The sequence below is a fragment of the Acinetobacter sp. 1207_04 genome, from assembly GCF_052850415.1.
The window spans coordinates 1-18,454 of record NZ_VXCQ01000008.1 but is presented as its reverse complement, the minus strand read 5'-3'; the positions used below and the strand labels follow the sequence as shown (position 1 = coordinate 18,454).

Genomic DNA, 18,454 nt, shown 5'->3' with positions numbered 1-18,454 from the left:
GGTGCTTTAAACTGAAATGGCTGTTGTAACTTGCGTTTGAGATATGATCATTGCTGTTTGTGGTTTCTCTACAGGTTTGCTTTTAACAGGGTGTAGAATAAAGTTAATGCCGAGTGCAAAGAGCGTTATACCTAAAATTTTACGAATCAAACGTTCTGGTAAGCGTGAGCTAATGAGCGTACCAATAATAATGGCAGGAATTGAACCTACAAGTAACCAACCGAGTAGATGGAAATCGACATTGCCTGACGTCATGTGAGCAAAGCCTGCGACAGACGTAAGTAATACTGCATGTACGACATCTGAACCGATAATACGAATCATCGGTAAATTAGGAAACATTAAAATAAGTGCCATAATACCAAATGCACCAGCACCGACTGAAGACAATGTTACAAATACGCCTAAAACAATTCCCATAATGACGACATAAGTTTTTTTACCTTTAATATCGAAATTTTGTTCAAGCTCTGATATTTGTCCTTTACGATATTTCGCAAAGAATTTTTCAATTTGTGCACGAAATACAATTGAAATACCTGTAAGGGTGAGCATAAAGCCCAAGACTGTGGTGAGCACTGCTTTATAATGAGTTGAGCCACTTAAATAATTATCCAATATCCAATGCGTAATAATAGATGCAGGAATACTGCCTAAAGCGAGCCAAAGGACAATTGGCCATACGATATTGAGTTTTTTAGCATGCACCATTGAACCGCAAAACTTTGAAATTGCGGCATACAGTAAGTCTGTACCAATCGCGATATGTGGTTCAATACGAAATAGGCTAATCAGAATAGGGGTCATCAATGAACCACCTCCAACACCTGTAATACCAACGCAAAAACCAACTAAAACGCCTGCTAAAATAAACTCAATAGGACCAAACATGACTACGGGTGCCAATTATCTAAAAACAGCCGTATGTTATGACTTTTTCATATAAGGGGTTGTCTTGATTGTTCATTTACTTATGCAAAAAAATGCTAAAGTTGTTTGGTAATTTAGTGAGCATTGTATTTTTAACCTCTTTTGGCATGTTTAGTTTTATTTTTTAAATCATTGAACCATAATATAAAAATGAAAAATACTGGTGTCATAAAGACCCATAAACTGACTATGCCAATACTGATACCAAATTGATCACATAAAATGGCTAATGCAAGAATAATCAAGAAGAATGCAATAAAACGGCTCAACTTTGCATAAGAAATAATCCTGAATTGTATGGGGTGCTTGTGTTTGTTGGCTGTGATTTTAACGCTTTGTTTCGAACTACATAAAAACAGTAGGTAACTTGCAAGCCATATACAGACCAAAACACAGGAGATGAGCAGAATGAACATTATGCTGAAGGCTCCTTAATGCTGTGCTGATCTTGTTGTTTAAGCAATTTTTTTTGCATTTTGAGGGTGGCTTTATGTTGAATAGGTTGTAATTTTTGATGTAAAAATACTGCGCAAAGTGCTAATGCCCAAATTGCTAAGTCAATGCGTAGGAAGTGCCAATAATCTGCGAAAGAATGAATATATTGATGATTCAATAGTTGATAAAGATTCAGTAGAGGTAAACATATCGCTAAAATAATCAATACTTTTAGTTGACTCTTCCACAGCCATTTTTGTGGCGTACAGAGTGCACATATAAAAGTGAGCAACCACACTGAAAAGAAACTATAAATTTCATAATTCGGCGATCCTGCAGGTAAATCAACTAAACGGTTGGTATATAAATAGCTCAGCATCGCAGTGGGTAAGCCAATAATAACACTAACATTTAAACGATTAACTAAATAATGCCCGAAATGAAATTGGTTTTGCTTATTTTGTAGTTGTCTTTTTAAGCTCCACAATAAAAGTCCTGAACCAATCATTGCACAGCCTAACAAGCCTGAAAAGAAGAGTCCAAGCCTTAACAGTGGTTGTGCAAAAGTCGCCATATGTAAGCCATACATACTTGCATTTAAAGTTGCAATTGCGCTGTGATTTCGGGTGTCTTGAAGAAATTGCCCTGTATGTGCATTAAAACTCAGTTGTGCTTGATTACGTGTTATTGAATGATCTTTTAATTCTGTTACGGTGATTTGTGCTTGATCTGTATTGGGTTGTTTAATACTAATATTATCGAATGCAGTTTTACCCCAAAGCTGTTCTGTCTTTTGTAAAAAGTACTCATTTGGTAGCATGCTTGCAGGTTGAGCTGTCGCTTGATTGGGGACTGAAATGGTACGAATTTCTTCAAAATATTGAAATGGATTGTCGGGATAGACCTTTTTTAAGCCATCAGGGAGAAGTACATAGAAAAAAATAGCCAAACCTGTAAAGGTCATCGTCAAGAAAAAGGGGAGTGCAATCACAGATGTGACATTATGAAAGTCTAAATAAGATCGTGGTCCTTTAAAGGCTCTTAAAGTGAAAAAGTCAGTTATGATTTTTTTATGTGTGATAATTCCCGAAATGAGCGTAATGAGCATCATTAGTGCTGCAATAGTCATAATCAGCCGCCCAATCATGATGGGAATGCCAAATAACTGAAAGTGAAAACCATAGAAAAAGTCGCCACCTTGCGTGCTTGAAAGTGTCAGTTCTTTACCTGTATTGGCATCTAATGTTTTACTTTCATATGCACCATCGGCTTTTTGCCAATAAATTTGATTGACAGGATGTTCAGGACTTGCCACGCCAATGTACCAACTTTTTGCATCGGGTGCATGAGTATTGAGGTATTGAAAAGCACTTTGAATAGCTGTGTTTTGTTGTACTTGCATCGTGGCAAATTGTGGTTGCATCCATAGGCTGATGTCGTGACGGTAATAACTAACAGAGCCCATAAGAAAAATAGCGAAGAACAGCCATCCGAAGCTCAAACCGAGCCAAGCATGTAACCATGCCATTGATTGTCTAATCGATTTCTGCATGATTCAAGTCATTCCATCATTAAGGGAAAAATTCAACACGAAAAGCACAGCAAAAAGTGTTGTGCTGACCAGCGTTAATTTTATAAGTGATTGAATACAAAAACTAACAATGACATAAATCGTCATGAAGATGAGTGAAATAAACGCCGATAAATAAATGGCTTCAGCCTTTGGTAATAGACTTTGAAATATGCTAATCCCAAGATTGGATAAGGTGCTCATACATACATAGCCCAATCCAAAAGCGATAATGAAACGGTAGATCACCGCAAGACGATAGCGCCACTGTGAAAATAGAAACATCGAAGGCATTTTAGGGGAGAGTATTTTGGACAAAAACATGATTCTTCTCTGTAAGCTCTATATTTTAGATCATCATATATATTAAAAATTGAGTTTATGCTTTGGAGTGAGAAAAATTCAGCATTTGGATAATGATTCAAATCCAAATGCTGTATAGAGTATTATCAATAGTTAAAATTAATGCACATAAAAATAAAAATTAGTACTTCAATTTCACAGCAACACTATAGTTTGCTGGTGCGCCATAAAACCCTTGGCCATCAGGGAAGTTAAATAAATATTTTTCATTGGTTATATTGTTACCATTGGCTTGCAGTGTAATGTGATCATTTAACTCATAACTCGCCATTAGGTTAACCAACGCGTAAGCGTCTTGTTGAATCGTTCCTGCTTTTTGTGTCACAACACCGTTAGCACTCGATTCCGCAATATCTAAATGCGTTTTGTCTTGCCACTGAACACCCAAACCGAGTTTTAATTGGGGTAGTTGTGGGACTTGGTAGGTTGTCAGTAAATTCAAAGATTGTGTAGGATTAAATGTACGGGCATCTCCACCATTTTTTAGATCTTTTAGACTGAATTGCGTATAACCAAAACTTAGATTTAAATCATCGGTAAGTTGCCCCGCAAAGCCAAATTCATAACCTTGTGAGCGTAAATCACTGACCTCTGTTTTGCGTAGTGTTGGTAAGCCATCAGAATTACGCAATGGGTAGTTATTTTCTTCGGTACGGAAGACTGCCATGCTTGCAGTTAATCGATCATCAAGCCAACTACTTTTCACTCCAACTTCATAACTATCGCCTTCAATCGGCTTGTTAATACTTCCATCAAATGCTTTAGTGGTTTGTGGTCGGAAAATTGAGGTGTAATTCATATAACCTGTATATTCAGGACTAAAGTTATAGGTTAAACCGACATAGGGCAGGACTTTATTTTCATCATAAATGGTGTCTGTGCCATAACTTGCCCCTTTACTTTCAGCTTGAATATAATTCGCACCAAGTAATAATTTCAGATCATCTGTGAAATGTAAGCGTGTAGAAGCATAAATACTCTGATTTTTTTGCTTCATATGCATTTCACCACTCGTTTTGGATAAATCCCAATCAGGTTGGTCTGGTGTCCAACTATCTAAATCTGTAGTGAGGTGATTAGCGTAACTGCCACCATAGCCTAGTTCATTTGCATTATTTTGTGACCATGTGTAGCCTAAAGTTGCTTCATGACGTTGACCTAAAAGAGGATAACTTCCTTTCAATTGAATATCTGCTTGACGAGCTTTGTTATCATCTACGTATATTCCCGGCCACAAATAAACGTTTGATGTACCGTCTGCCCCTGGGTTACCTGATAAAAATAATAGTTTTGAATTACGTTCAGTATGCTTTTCATCATAAGCAATTTTAACTGACCAATTGTCACCGAGTTTTTGGGTTAACTCAGCAAAATAATTTTTAATATTATTGTCCCAATAAGTCCAATCGGGGCTGAAATTATAATTCCGTGAATAGCTGAGCTGCTCACCTTGGGTATTGATGAGTGGATTTGCACCCCAATTATTGCCGTTAGATTTACTATTGGTTTCGGTATAACCCAATGTTAATAAGGTTCGATCGGTTAAGTCCGCTTCAACGATTGCACCAATGCCATTTTTTTCGAGTGAATAATTGTCGAGATAGCTATCGCCTGTTTGCTCAAAACCAAATACACGACCTCGTATAGAGCCACTTTTATTCAGCGCTGAGGAGGCATCAGCTTCATAACGTTGGGTATTCCATGAACCATAACTCGCATTTAAGGATGCTTGTAGATCTGAGGTCGGACGTTTACGAATCATATTAATGGTTGCACCAGGATCACCCACGCCATTATTTAAAGAATCTGCACCTTTAACGACTTCAATACGATCAAATTGGAAACTGTCAGGGTTGTCATTATTATAATTGTAGCCTTCAAGTGGAAAGCCCACACCATCAATCAAAATATTGGAAATTTCAAAACCACGAGCCGTATAGCTTGTACGTTCAGTTTCTTGATTGTTCACCATGACACCAGGGGCATTGCGTAAGATGTCGCGTGTATTGGTTAAGGCAAAATCATTGAGTTGTTGGTGTGTTACAACATTAATGGTTTGTGGTGTTTCTTTGAGGGGAATATTAAGTTTCGTTGCACTGTTCGATTTTTGAATGATATAGGCTTTAGTCTTTTCAGAAGATACTTGATCAGAAGAAGAACTTGCTTGAATCACTTCAGTCGGGAGTTTTTCGGTTGAATCTGCAAAGCTAGATTGAATTTGGAAAATAGCTAATGTTAATAATGAAAGTTTAAAGTAAGAATGAGTGATGAGCATTAATAAATACTAATGAAAATGATTATCATTAATTTTATTTATTATAGTGTTGGGATACAATACTTTTACAATTGGAAATTTGAATAAAAAATAATGCGGCAATAGGAGTAGTAATGTAGGGAGAATACTCAAAAATGGTTTGAATTGGCGTAAAAATGATGTGCTGATATTAATTTTTTAGTCTTTTACTGTAATAAGAATACAACCATCATGTTAAAAAAGTGTCGAGTATACGTCCATTCATGAGTCATGTTACACTTCAGATGAATACTGCATTTGAGGATATTTTCTTGCAAAATCGGAAGCTTAAAATTGGAATTGTGGTTGGTGAAGTATCGGGTGATACTTTGGGTGTCCAACTGATGCGCAGTTTTCGTGAGCAAGGATTCGATGTGGAGTTTGAGGGCATTGGTGGCCCTCAAATGATTGCGGAAGGTTTTAACAGTGAATATCCAATGGATATTTTGTCAGTGATGGGCATTGTTGAAGTTTTAAAAGATATAAAAAAACTCTTCGCCGTGCGTGATGGTTTAGTGGAAAAGTGGGAAAAAGATCCAGTTGATATTTTTATTGGGATCGATGCGCCAGATTTTAATCTACGCTTATCAAAAAGTTTAAAAGCTAAAAATCTACCGATTAAAACAGTCCAATATGTCAGTCCATCTGTTTGGGCATGGCGTCAAGGACGTGTACATGGCATAAAGGCAACGATTGATTTAGTGTTGTGTTTATTTCCATTTGAAAAAAACTTTTATCAAAAGTTTCAAGTACCTGCTGTTGCAGTCGGGCATCCTCTGGCAAGTCAGTTGCCTTTACAAAACTCAATTTTAGATGCAAAACAAGAGCTCGGTTTAGATATTAGTCAAAAGCATATTGCTTTACTACCAGGGAGCCGTCGTGGTGAAATTGAGCGACTCGGACCTTTAGTCCTTGACGCTGCACAAATTTTACAAAAAAAATATCCCGGCTACCATTTTATTATTCCTGCAATTAATGATGCTCGTAAACAGCAGATTGAAGGTTTATTGCAAAATTATCCAAAGGCTCTAATCGATCAAATTCACTTATTAGAAAATACTGATAAAGAGTCCAAAATTGGTCGTCAAGTCATGAATGCAGCCAATATTGTAGCATTGGCATCAGGTACTGCAACACTTGAAGCCTTGTTATTACACCGTCCAATGGTGACGTTTTATAAACTTAATTGGTTGACTTATATTATTGCGAAGTTAATGATCAAAATTCCATACTATTCTTTGCCAAATATTATTGCGGGCAAGAAAGTTATTCAGGAGTTAATTCAATCAGATGCAACGGCTGAAAAATTGGCTGCTGAAATTGAAAAGTTGATGAATGAAGAAACTGCACAAATTCAAGTTATGCAGTTATTGACTATGCATAAACAACTTTTAGCAGGAAATAGTGAAGATCCTGTTCAAGCTGTTTTAACATTGTTGAAATAAACATATGAAGACTTCTATCCAAAAAGCTCAAGCGAGCGATATTCAACACCTTGCAAAAATCCATCAGCTTACTTTTATTCGTCAAAAGGATTCATATCAATGGATTCTTTCCACTTTTTCTGCATATCCACGTTATATTTGTTATGTGCTTAAATGTGATGAGCACATTTCAGGTTATATCTTTTGGGCGCAAAAATCAGGGTTTCGTCCAGAAGTTATTTTAGAATTAGACCAAATGGCTATCCACCCTGAATTTCAAAGAAAGGGCTTAAGTAAACGGTTGATAGAGGAGTCGTTGATCCTTTTACAAGAAGAGTTGATGCAAAATCAGCAAAGTATTAAAAATATCTTGGTCAATACGAGTTACGATAATTTTGCTAAAAAAATTTATGAAGATGTTTTAGCTGCAAAAGAAGTTGCAATCATTGCTGACTTATTTCGGTTGCCTGAAGTTTGTTTGAAAAGCGACCGACAAGATTTAAAATTTTTAGATGTTGAATCTTAAAATTATAAAACGTACACCCAATCAGAAAACCCTCTACATTTAGAGGGTTTTCTGATTGGGTGTTATTATATTAATGATTATTCCGCACGAATTTTCAGTTCATAACCTGTATATTTACGAATATTGATCACACCTGTATCCATGATGAGATACTGCCCTTTAATGCCTTGTAATTTCCCACGAATGACAGGGGTTTTATCGAGGTTATGTGATTTAATTTTTTCAGGATAAATATCGACAGGATAGATAAACTCTCGAGGTAATTCATGCTCTAAAATTTCAACATTTTCATTGAAATCTAGGCTCATGCTGAATTCATCACGAATCATTTCAATGTGTGACCCAAATTCATTGAGTAACTCATCACGTGCCTCAATCAAATTTAAGGGTTCAGCTTCACCTTTAAGCAGTTTGCGCCAATCGGTTTTATCGGCAACTTGTGTACCAAACATCACTTCAAGCTGCCCTGATAAACGTCTTGAACCCACTTTCATAATTGGCAATGCTTGTGTTGCCCCTTGATCGAGCCAACGCGTGGGCATTTGACCAAGACGTGTAATGCCTACTTTTAAAGCGCTTGAATTTGCCAAATATACAATATGTGGTTGAAAGCAAACTTCTCGTGCAAAGCTTTCTTCGCGGCATGTACCCAAATGATAATGGCACGTTTCAGGCTTCATAATGCACATATCACATGAAGCTTTGGTTTTCATGCATTTAAAGCAGTGCCCTTGAGAATATGATTTTGGTGTTTTAGAACCACAGCTTACACAGTAAATGCTACCTGTGGCTTCAAGTTCAATTTCTTGCCCAAGCTGAAATGGACGTTCGATTTGTGAGCGATCTAGTACAAATTTATATTCAACATTTGCCTTGTGGCTTTGCTGATCAGTTACACTAAGATCTTTCAGATCTGCATGCATTTTATGACAAATGCCTTGTAGTTCCATGTTGTATTACTCTTTCAATATAAGGTGCAGGTATGGCGGAGCAAAATGTCATCACGTCAATGCTAGACGATTTGTCTGCGGAACAACCTATTCAAACTGCATTGTGTATTGGGCAGAATTTAGCGCAATATCAAACAAATCATTCAATTCAATGGCACTATTTTAACGTATCTGAGTTTTTAAGTCTGCCTTTTACACAGCGATATGATCTTGGATTTGTTCTGCTCGATAGTGACGAATTTGCCAATATTAGCGACACGCAAAAAGCACAAATGCTCGTTAAACTCCGAGATTTGTTGGCAAAACGCATTGTCGTAACCTGTAAATTACAAGATGAAAAACTATTACGTTCTCTTGGTTTCACTCAATTGATTGATAAAACCACCCACGACAGTGATTTTGCTTTGTGGCAGTTCAATATTTTGACTTATAAGCATGTCCCTGATTGGTTTAACTCAAAATTTTGGGCAAACCCTGAAAATTGGAATAAATTCCGTTGGTAATTAAGTGCATCATTACAATATTAAATTAGCACACTACTGAATGAGATTTTTTAGTGGATATATAGAGTAGACAATCATTGCTACTGAGCTGACATCCGCATAAAATCATATTTTTAAATGAACAGATACAGGACGGCATTATGCTACAAGATTTTATTGAAGAGCAGAAATTGGTCTGTGAAGAATTTGACTCAAGATACATTAAAGTCAATGAAGATGATCTTGTTGCAATTGCAAAACAGACGTTGACTAAAGAACCGATTGTCGGTTTACGTAAAAAGCCAGATGAAGATAAAGTTGCTTGGTTTATTTACGGTGGTGAACTTGAAGATGGTAAAGATTTCTTTGACATTATTACTGTTAAAGAACTTGAAGAAATTTTTCCTGATGCGTTGGTGTATCTTGCGCTAGAAGAAGGTTTTCGTTTTATGATAGACGCAGATGAATATGAAGATGTATGGCGTGAAGGCGCATTATAAGTTTTGAAAAATACTTGGGATAATGACTGCATTATCCCATTTCTAAATAAAAAAGATGATTAAGCTATGCCAAATAAAACAAGGATGATACAAGTATTATTGAGTACATATTTGTTAGTATGTACAAGTTCTATTTATGCTATTCAACAAATACCTACTCGGTTAGAAATATCAAAAGAACACATGCCACAATTAGGCATTCAATCGGTGGAAGCGAATCAAAAACTTACCCAAGCACAATATGATCAGCAGATTGAACACTATACAGCGCAAGTGAATGCGACCAAATTAATACTAGATGATCCTAATGCTCAAAGTGATGCCTCTGCACAGAAACAGGCATTTTGTAGCCGTATAAAGGCGTATCATCAAATTGCAGAACTTTCTAAGCAAAACATAGAACTTGATATGGCATCTGCTATGCTTATGATTGCCAATAATTTTATTGAAAAGCAACATCAAAGCTTAGTCAATTCAGGAATGACGGAACAAGTTTTTTGTACATCTATGGAAAAGAAGGAATGAATTTAAGTTGAAAAGATGAATTGTCAGAAAATGACATAAAAATGGCAGAAAATGATAAGCAGTTATTCATAAAAATACTGATAATAACGCTATTGAAACAAGATGATATTCGATTTTCCCTGGTCAGATATGTTTGTCTCAATCATCAATTCATGATTGATGCGTCCGACCCGCTGTCATAGGCGGGTTTTTTAATGCACGTGATTTAAGGTAGCTTTAAACATCTTAAAAGTAAAATAGCACTTTTTAAACCTTACAAAAAAATCTATAATTTTCTAAGAAAATCAATTTTATGAAATGGTTTAGCCGTATGAAATGGGATGATATTGGTCAACAACCGTGCTCAATTGCTCGGACTTTATCTGTGGTTGGAGATCGTTGGACAATGTTGATTATTCGTAATGCATTTATGGGGTTACGTCGTTTTGATGATTTTCAAGAAAACTTAGGTGTCACTCGGCATGTGCTGTCTGAGCGTTTAAAGCGTTTGGTGGAAAATGAAATTTTACAAAAAGTTCAATATCCTGATCGTGCTGATCGTTTTGAATATCGCCTGACAGAAAAAGGTTTGCAACTTTATCCTATTTTGCTCAGTATGACCAATTGGGCAGACCAATGGATGGATCAAGGTTTGGGTGCGCCTGTGCAATATCAGCATAAAGGTTGTGGTAAGATTTTTCAGCCTTTATTGACCTGTTCAGAATGTGGTGAAACGATTCAGGCACGTCAAGTTAACGCTATTTTTACCGATGCTTATTATCAAACAGTGCAAAAACAGGCGTGATATTTTGCTATGAAGCTTCAATTTGAAAAGATTAGATCCTATTTTATAGACAATTCGCAGGTTTAGGCACGCCAGCAAGACGACTTAAATGTCGTGCGACTAATCCTGTATTAAACTTTTCCTGCAATACAGCATTGTTGATCTCAGGACTAACGGTTTTCATGAGAAATTTAATCAGTGGGCGAGTCGCAGGAGCGTGTCCAAATTGTGCATAGAACTGACGTACAGCATTTAAGACTTCAAAATGCCAAGGGCTAAGCTCAATCTCAAGACTTTCAGCGAGTTGCTGTGCAACATCTTCATTCCAAAGGGTGTAATCCACCAAATGTCCATCTTGATCCAATTCAAAGTTCATAAAATAGCCTAAGCAGTATGGTCGATTAATTTTAAATAGATGAATAAGGGCTGTCTATATCATCTCATCATAATTTCATAAAAATACTTTTGTGTGCTGAAATTTTTAAGTCATTATTTATTTCAAACTAATACACCGCGTAAAATGAAGTACTAAATTCGCCAAGTCATCGTAATTGAGTTGTTGAATGTGAGAGGGAAGTGGTATGGGGTTTAATTCAGCATCTTGTTTTAAAATATACAGATATGGATAGGCAGCTAAGCGTTGATCTTGAGCAAACAGTACAGCATCAGCAAATAAAACAATGCTGTCATTTAGACTCACCATTTGCCATAATTGATTCAAAATCATATCCGTTTTAGCAAATTCAGATTGAATAAAATAAAGTGTTTGATCACTCATATGATTGTTCCTATTCATATTTTTAAATTGCAATAATACTGATATTTAAAATGTTCAACATATCAGGAAATGGTGTGATTCAGCGGATATGGCGTTGAAAATGTAGATTACCAATATAGGACATGATCAAATTTTTGAATGAATGTTGTGTTTAATTCTACAAACTCAATGTCTTGTGTAGATGCTTTGACAAAAGCTGATGCTTGTTGAGTTAATTCCACCAAAATAGGCGTTAAATCATAAAACTCAAAGCTATCAATTAAATTTGAGGCAGGTTTAAAGGCATGCTTGAGTGGATCAAATGCTCTTTCAGACTGTAACAGACTTAACGCACCTTGTTTGAGTAAGACTTTCACTTCACAACCAAATGTGGCTAAAACCATAGTGGCAGAAAGACTTTCAGATACTTGCAGACGGTTTAAGTCAGGCTGCGTTAAAATAACAAGAACATTTTTCACACAATTCCACCCTTCAATTGAAATAATTTCATAAACATAACCACTTAGAATTGAATTAGACGTTCTGTAGATTGAACTGCATCGGCAAGCTCACCGAGTCCGACCAATTCATAGCCTGAAGCAAGATTGTGTGCCTGAATTTTATGGCGTTGTGCATTTTCAGCATCGGTGATACCTCGTGCTAAAGCCGCACTTACACAGACAGGAAGTCGGATCTGCAATTTTTGCCATTCAAGGGTTAGATTACGCTGATCATCGGGAACCCATTGAAATGCATTGGCAACCTGAACGCCATCTTGATAAAAGAAGATACGGACTTCCTCTTTTTTTACGATGAGTGATTGTGCAAGTCCTAAAGCATGCCACGCATGAATTGAACTCGGTGCAGATGTAATCAGCAATAAGGTAGACATTGAGTTTTGATCCGAAGAGTGGAGAAACAAGCTTTGCTATTCTGACTTGATAACAAATAGATAGTATACAATTATTTTAGTTGGCATCTAAAGAATTTAAAGCTAAATATTAAAAATATTAAAAAATAAATATTTAAAAACAATGGTTTATTTACCAGTGGGTTTGTAAAGTGATGATACGTGGAATGGAAAATAATTGAAAAGCCCTCAATTGAGGGCTCAATCCTTTTAGTTTGAATTGTATTAGATCAATTATAAATCTTAATTTTTAATGATATTTATTGAAAATAACTTCGCCAATTTCATTAATTATTTTTGATCTTTCATCAAGGGTAGTGTTACTTTTTCTTACATAGATACTTATAAATAATGGCTCTTGAGTTGCTGACCACACCATTGATGTTATCCCTCTAATACCATAGTCACTTGCTCCAGAGCGATCTGCTATTGACCAACCTTTTGGTAATCTAGCTCGTAGCAGATTGTCAGCAACTTTATTATCCATCATCCAGCTTTTAAGTTGTTCTTTAGAATTTTTAGAAAGCGTATTCCCAATGAGTAACTTGCTTAAACTTTCACTCATTGCATCAGCAGTTGTTGTATCCCTTAAATCATATTCTGGATTAATAACAAGTTCTGGTTCATACCTATCAGATCTGGTTTTTGTATCACCTAAATCTCTCATGAATTGAGTCAATTTTTGAGGGCCACCAACGGCTGAAATAGTAATATTTGCAGCAGTATTATCACTATAAGCTGTTGTTGCAGCACAAGCTTCTCTAAGAGTCATACTTTTATTTATTTGTTTAATTGTGACAGGCGAGTATGTAACAATATCTTTTTTATCGATCAATACTTTTTTGTCTAAAGATAATAATTTCTTATCGACATTAGCAAGTACGTTTGCACATGCTAAAGCTTTAACCGTGCTATCTAATGGGAAACGAGTGTCTCCATTTACTGATTCAAGCTTTTTTGAATTAGCATCAAATATAGATACACCGACTTTCCACCCTTCTTTTTCTAATGAGTTTACTTTATCTTCTAATTGTGAAGCATTAGTCGATGTTAGGCATAATGTAGAGATAAGTGTGCCAAGTAAAATTTGACTTTTTGATATTAAATTCATATTAATCATAACCGTAAAAAATAAAAAACTTGAAAAAATAATTTCTTTAGAATTTAGAAAGTGTTGTTACTGATGATGAGGTAATATTTTTATTACTCCTTTTGTGAACAATGATTGGTTAGATTTCAATAATTATAAGGGATGAGTCTTAGAATTGCTGAGACAATTAAGCTTGATTACATTTCATATACTTTATACAAAATTCTTGATGTTTAATTATCGGTAACTATTTCTTATATGAAACGGGAATAGTTTTCAGTGCATTATCATGGTTTCTTCGATTTACCTAGTGAAGATTGATCTGAATAAAATAGCGTCATTTTTTTCATAAACAATATACGATTAATAGCCACAACTACAACACATGTAATATTATGAACTTGTAAAATAATAATGTTGGAAAGCTGTTACGTATTAGATGATGTAATAGAAATTTTAAGTTACTTTTCACTTTGAACATGTGTAGGTAAGTTATTGAAAATACATAATTAACACCAATATCCTATAAGGCTTTGACTACTATAAGGAGTGTCTAAACAATGATTTTAGTGACAGGTGGTTTAGGCTTTATTGGTTCACATGTTGCACTGACATTATTGGCACAGGGGCAAGAGGTTATTTTGGTCGATAATCTTGCTAACTCAAATTTGCAAGTTTTAGAACGCCTTGAATATATTGCCAATATGTATATTCCTTTTGTGAAAATTGATGTACGTAATACCCCTGCATTAAACAAGGTTTTTGAACAATATCCGATTGATGCGGTGATTCATGCTGCAGGGTTTAAATCAATCGAAGAGTCTTTGCAAAAACCTCTTGAATATTATAATGATAATGTCAGTTGTATCATGAGTTTATTGCGCTCGATGCAACGGTCTGGTGTGCGTAAATTGATTCATTTATCGAGCCTTGCTGTGTATGGGCAGTCAAGCTTAACTCTGAATGAAGAATTGGAACTCAATTTTCATTATCAGAATCCTTATGTGAAATCACAGCAAATGATTGAAGAAATCATCAGAGATACCTTTCAAACGGACAGAGAATGGCGTATTGCAATTTTGCGTTTGGGGAATGTTGCAGGCGCATTTGAACATGGGGGTTTGGGTGAATATATTGCGCCATTACCCAAAAATATTATTCCTTTAGCAATGCAGGTGGCTTTAGGACAGCGAGAACTGATTGAACTACGTAAAAGTACTGAAACGGAAGATGGAAGTTTTGAGCGTAGTTTTGTGCATGTGATTGATGTATGTAGATCGATTCATGCGAGTTTGTATTGGCTATCTACACAAGAACAGCATTGTTGTGAAGCGATCAATATTGTAGGTGAAGTCAGTTCCATTCGTCATGTACTGAAGCTTTTGGCTGAAATTACTGAGCAAGCCATTCCAGTGATAGATTCAGAATATTGTTTCAATGAATTGGCACAAATAGGCTCTCAAAGTGATAAAGCGGAAACATTATTGGGTTGGACTACCCAGAAAAGTTTAAAGCAAATGATTGAAGATCAATGGCGGTTTTATCAGAATACATTAAGTGTTAAAAATTAATAATGATTATCATTTACATTATTTGATGATTTGGTTAAACTGAGAATGATCCTGATATTCAACATGTTTTTGAATCAGAATAAAACGAAATTGATCATTTTATAAAGTTGAGGTTGCTATGCAAACAAGAATTGAACATGACACAATGGGCGAAGTTGCAGTTCCTTCAGAAGCCTTATGGGGTGCGCAAACTCAACGTAGTATTGAAAACTTTAAAATCGGTATTGAACACTTACCTCGTGCAATGATTCGCGCAATGGGCTTAGTGAAAAAAGCAGCCGCAATGACCAATGCTGAGCTTCAGCAGATTCCACAAGAGTTAGCTGGCTATATTGTAGATGCTGCCGATGAGGTGATTGCAGGGCAATGGGATAGTCAATTTCCACTTGTGGTCTGGCAGACGGGTTCAGGTACGCAAAGTAATATGAACTGTAATGAAGTCATTGCCAATATTGCCAATCAAAAACTAGGCAATCCGCTTGGTGCACAAAAACCTGTGCATCCCAATGATCATGTCAATCGTGCACAATCGACAAATGATTCTTTTCCAACAGCCATTCATGTGGCAGCAAGTTTGCAAATTAATGAGCTTTTGATTCCTGCTGTGCAACAATTACGTAACACTTTAAATCAGAAGTCAGAAGAGTTTAAAGATATTGTCAAAATTGGGCGTACACATTTGCAAGATGCGACACCATTAACCTTAGGTCAGGAATTTAGTGGTTATGTGTCACAACTTGATCATGGTATCAAACGCTTACAACAAGCTTTGACAGGACTTTATGAATTGCCTCTAGGTGGAACGGCTGTAGGAACAGGCTTAAATGCGCATCCTGATTATGCAGAAAAAGCAGCAGATCAATTGGCAACATTAACAGGTTTACCTTTTGTCACAGCACCCAATAAATTTGAAGCCCTCGCAGGACGAGATGCTGCAGTATTTGCATCGGGTGCATTAAAAACACTAGCAGCAAGTTTAAATAAAATTGCCAATGACATCCGTTGGCTGGCAAGTGGTCCACGTTGTGGTTTGGGTGAATTGCATATTCCAGAAAATGAGCCAGGTTCGAGCATTATGCCAGGTAAAGTCAATCCAACGCAGTGTGAAGCGATGACGATGGTCGTTGCTCAAGTGATGGGGAATGATACAACTATCAATTTTGCAGGTGCTTCAGGTAATTTTGAATTAAATGTATTTATGCCTGTAATTGCTTATAACTTAACGCAGTCAATTCAGCTTTTAGGTGATGCCTGTAATAGTTTTAACGAGCATTGTGCTATCGGAATTGAGCCAAATCGTGAAAAAATTGATCATTTCTTACATAATTCTCTGATGCTTGTAACCGCACTAAACCCTGTTATTGGTTATGAAAATGCGGCAAAAGTGGCTAAAACAGCATATAAACAAGGAAAAACGTTAAAAGAAGTTGCTGTTGAATTTGGACTAGTAACTGCGGAGCAATTTGATGAAGTGGTACAGCCTGAAAAAATGGTTTTTCCAAATGCAAAATAAAAGCTGATGAGTATTTTTAATAGGTGCATTGTCCATTGTTCGGCTCAATGTACCTAGAAAATGAGTTGAATTTCAGAATAAATGAGTTGAAATATATAACACCAAGGCATTTTCTGCGTACAATATGCCTTGGTTATTTTGAATGATGAAGATTATGCTTGAAGTTTTTTTAACAGATGTACAGAGCAAGGTGCAATTCAAGGACTATCCTGGTGATCATCCTGTTAAATTTATTTTGAATTTTAAAAAAATATTTCCAAGTGTAATGGAGTTATTATTACCTGTTTTACCTGAAAGTGAAGATCTTGAGCAAATGACGTGGGAGTCGACTACACAAGATTTTGAAACTTTTAAAAAGCTATTAAGTGGATGGGGTGTGATTGAATTGCGCTTACAAGCCTTAAGTCAGTATAAAAATAAAAAATTTGCTGATCAGTTAGTCAAGCAAGCTCAGGCAAAACGTAAGTTATATGCCAAAGAACAAAAGAAACTCAGTACAGTTGAGTTGGATTACTTATTGATGCATGAAATTCACGCACTCATTGATGCTGAATTGGTTGAATTAGGCGAAAAGTTTTATTTACCCGTTCTACGTGATTTATGGAAAGGTCAACTTTCAGCTCATGTCTTAAATGCTAAATTTTAAATTAGTAAAATAAATTACGATAAAAGATGAAAAGGGCAAAATATTGCCCTTTTTTATGATCAATTTTTGGTGAAACAACTGGGGAATTTAAAGTTGATAAAACTTTAAACTCAGTCTTGCAAAAAGTAACAATTTGAATTGAGTGTTTAAATCAAAAGCCAAGTATGATTTGTTGCAGTCATAAAACTTAAAAAAGGAAAAATAAATGACAGATTTAACCAATATTGTAGAAATTCTTGCAAAACAAGCACTCGGTGGCGGACAACAACAATCACAGCAAGGTGGTTTAGGCGGGATTTTAGGTTCAGTCCTTGGTGGCTTGGGTGGTGGACAACAACAATCACAACAAGGCGGATTAGGCGGAATTTTAGGTTCAGTTCTTGGTAGTTTGGGTGGTGGACAGCAAAATCAAGCACCGCAAGCAAATGGTTTTAATGCGTCATCACTTTTAATTGCTGTTGTGCCACTTATTTTGGGTTGGATTCAAAGTAATGGGGGATTGCAAGGTGCATTGGCAAAGTTACAAGGCGCAGGTCTTGGCAATCAAGTTCAAAGCTGGGTTGATCCATCACAAGGTAATGGTAATGTGGATTTACAACAAATTCAGAGTTTGTTTAATGGTCAAGAAATAGAACAAGTTGCACAACAAGCACAAGTGCCAACGACTGAAGTGTATGGTGCTATTTCGACTGTTCTACCACAAATTATTGATTCATTGACGCCACAAGGTGATGCAACAGATCATGGTGAAGCAAATTCAGATATTCAGAATGTAATGAATATGGTCTCAGGGTTTCTAAAATAAAATAGAAAAATGATATAAAATATAAGGCTTTAAACCTAAAGAATTTAAAGCCTTTCTTGTTGCTGCGATGTCTATATTCACATATTAATGAATATTAGATCGTTTTTTTATCATAATACGCTAATACGCTAATACGCTAATACGCTAATACGCTAATACGCTAATACGCTAATACGCTAATACGCTAATACGCTAATACGCTATGTTAGCAATAATAGTTTTCTTATTTTAGAACAACAACTTAAAAAAGAATTAAGCCAAATGATTTTGTCATACTTAGTATTTGATTAAAAAATTAGCTTTTAATCTTAGAGTAATTATTTATAAAAAACATATATTTATGATTTTTGTGGTTTATAAAGCGAGCACCTAAAAAATAAAAATTCAAAAAAGGGTTGTGT

The 18,454-nt window shown here is 35.9% G+C and carries 19 protein-coding genes; 10 read left to right on the top strand and 9 right to left on the bottom strand.

Annotation, left to right across the window (positions count from 1 at the left end; all coding sequences use genetic code 11):
• Window positions 1-6 precede the first annotated feature (6 nt).
• The 3 genes from FW754_RS08675 to FW754_RS08665 form a co-directional block, all read right to left on the bottom strand.
• Window positions 7-891 carry a sulfite exporter TauE/SafE family protein gene (locus FW754_RS08675; protein WP_446324411.1) on the bottom strand — a complete coding sequence of 295 codons (885 nt, stop codon included), beginning with the start codon at window positions 889-891 and terminating at the stop codon, window positions 7-9.
• A 454-nt stretch (window positions 892-1,345) separates the two neighbouring features.
• Window positions 1,346-2,917, bottom strand: coding sequence for a PepSY-associated TM helix domain-containing protein (locus FW754_RS08670; RefSeq protein WP_446324410.1), 1,572 nt, complete (start codon window positions 2,915-2,917; stop codon window positions 1,346-1,348).
• A 502-nt stretch (window positions 2,918-3,419) separates the two neighbouring features.
• On the bottom strand, window positions 3,420-5,573 hold the full coding sequence (locus tag FW754_RS08665; protein WP_446324409.1) for a TonB-dependent siderophore receptor: 2,154 nt from the start codon (window positions 5,571-5,573) through the stop codon (window positions 3,420-3,422).
• Window positions 5,574-5,863: 290 nt separating this feature from the next.
• Here FW754_RS08665 and lpxB point away from each other — a divergent pair, with 290 nt between their 5' ends.
• Complete coding sequence (lpxB, locus tag FW754_RS08660; RefSeq protein ID WP_446324488.1) at window positions 5,864-7,036, top strand: lipid-A-disaccharide synthase; 1,173 nt, start codon at window positions 5,864-5,866, stop codon at window positions 7,034-7,036.
• A gap of 4 nt (window positions 7,037-7,040) precedes the next feature.
• Window positions 7,041-7,541, top strand: a complete 501-nt coding sequence (locus FW754_RS08655) for a GNAT family N-acetyltransferase (protein ID WP_446324408.1) — start codon at window positions 7,041-7,043, stop codon at window positions 7,539-7,541.
• Between the two features lie 77 nt (window positions 7,542-7,618).
• Here FW754_RS08655 and FW754_RS08650 read toward each other — a convergent pair whose 3' ends face one another.
• Entirely contained in the window at window positions 7,619-8,491 is an 873-nt protein-coding gene (locus FW754_RS08650; protein ID WP_409511350.1) for a DUF2797 domain-containing protein, read from the bottom strand.
• A 32-nt stretch (window positions 8,492-8,523) separates the two neighbouring features.
• Between FW754_RS08650 and FW754_RS08645 the strand changes: the two genes are divergently transcribed.
• The 4 genes from FW754_RS08645 (at window position 8,524) to FW754_RS08630 (ending at window position 10,782) form a co-directional block, all read left to right on the top strand.
• On the top strand, window positions 8,524-8,994 hold the full coding sequence (locus FW754_RS08645; RefSeq protein ID WP_446324407.1) for a DUF6231 family protein: 471 nt from the start codon (window positions 8,524-8,526) through the stop codon (window positions 8,992-8,994).
• 140 nt (window positions 8,995-9,134) lie between these two features.
• Complete coding sequence (locus FW754_RS08640; RefSeq protein ID WP_409511348.1) at window positions 9,135-9,473, top strand: immunity protein Imm33 domain-containing protein; 339 nt, start codon at window positions 9,135-9,137, stop codon at window positions 9,471-9,473.
• Window positions 9,474-9,539: 66 nt separating this feature from the next.
• Entirely contained in the window at window positions 9,540-9,998 is a 459-nt protein-coding gene (locus FW754_RS08635) for a hypothetical protein (protein WP_446324406.1), read from the top strand.
• A gap of 310 nt (window positions 9,999-10,308) precedes the next feature.
• The gene (locus FW754_RS08630; RefSeq protein WP_409511462.1) at window positions 10,309-10,782 is read left to right on the top strand and encodes a winged helix-turn-helix transcriptional regulator; all 474 of its coding nucleotides are present in this window, start codon (window positions 10,309-10,311) and stop codon (window positions 10,780-10,782) included.
• A 43-nt stretch (window positions 10,783-10,825) separates the two neighbouring features.
• Here the strand turns inward: FW754_RS08630 and FW754_RS08625 are convergent, their stop codons facing one another.
• From FW754_RS08625 to bla, 5 genes are all read right to left on the bottom strand, one after another.
• The gene (locus FW754_RS08625; protein ID WP_419347484.1) at window positions 10,826-11,137 is read right to left on the bottom strand and encodes a TusE/DsrC/DsvC family sulfur relay protein; all 312 of its coding nucleotides are present in this window, start codon (window positions 11,135-11,137) and stop codon (window positions 10,826-10,828) included.
• A 117-nt stretch (window positions 11,138-11,254) separates the two neighbouring features.
• Window positions 11,255-11,539, bottom strand: coding sequence for a DsrH/TusB family sulfur metabolism protein (locus FW754_RS08620; protein WP_446324405.1), 285 nt, complete (start codon window positions 11,537-11,539; stop codon window positions 11,255-11,257).
• Window positions 11,540-11,646: 107 nt separating this feature from the next.
• Window positions 11,647-11,997, bottom strand: a complete 351-nt coding sequence (locus tag FW754_RS08615; RefSeq protein ID WP_446324404.1) for a hypothetical protein — start codon at window positions 11,995-11,997, stop codon at window positions 11,647-11,649.
• A 44-nt stretch (window positions 11,998-12,041) separates the two neighbouring features.
• Window positions 12,042-12,410 (bottom strand): sulfurtransferase complex subunit TusD, encoded by a 369-nt coding sequence (gene tusD, locus FW754_RS08610; protein ID WP_409511343.1) that lies wholly within the window; start codon window positions 12,408-12,410, stop codon window positions 12,042-12,044.
• A 268-nt stretch (window positions 12,411-12,678) separates the two neighbouring features.
• On the bottom strand, window positions 12,679-13,539 hold the full coding sequence (gene bla / locus FW754_RS08605; protein WP_446324403.1) for a class A beta-lactamase: 861 nt from the start codon (window positions 13,537-13,539) through the stop codon (window positions 12,679-12,681).
• Between the two features lie 539 nt (window positions 13,540-14,078).
• On the opposite strand from bla, the gene FW754_RS08600 reads away from it, so the two are divergent.
• The 4 genes from FW754_RS08600 (at window position 14,079) to FW754_RS08585 (ending at window position 18,053) form a co-directional block, all read left to right on the top strand.
• Window positions 14,079-15,089: an SDR family NAD(P)-dependent oxidoreductase gene (locus FW754_RS08600; protein ID WP_446324402.1), complete on the top strand. Its 1,011-nt coding sequence runs from the start codon at window positions 14,079-14,081 to the stop codon at window positions 15,087-15,089.
• 118 nt (window positions 15,090-15,207) lie between these two features.
• Window positions 15,208-16,602 (top strand): class II fumarate hydratase, encoded by a 1,395-nt coding sequence (fumC, locus tag FW754_RS08595; protein ID WP_409512656.1) that lies wholly within the window; start codon window positions 15,208-15,210, stop codon window positions 16,600-16,602.
• Window positions 16,603-16,756: 154 nt separating this feature from the next.
• The gene (locus tag FW754_RS08590) at window positions 16,757-17,248 is read left to right on the top strand and encodes a hypothetical protein (RefSeq protein WP_419347515.1); all 492 of its coding nucleotides are present in this window, start codon (window positions 16,757-16,759) and stop codon (window positions 17,246-17,248) included.
• Between the two features lie 205 nt (window positions 17,249-17,453).
• The gene (locus FW754_RS08585) at window positions 17,454-18,053 is read left to right on the top strand and encodes a YidB family protein (protein WP_446324401.1); all 600 of its coding nucleotides are present in this window, start codon (window positions 17,454-17,456) and stop codon (window positions 18,051-18,053) included.
• The last annotated feature ends 401 nt before the right edge of the window (window positions 18,054-18,454 follow it).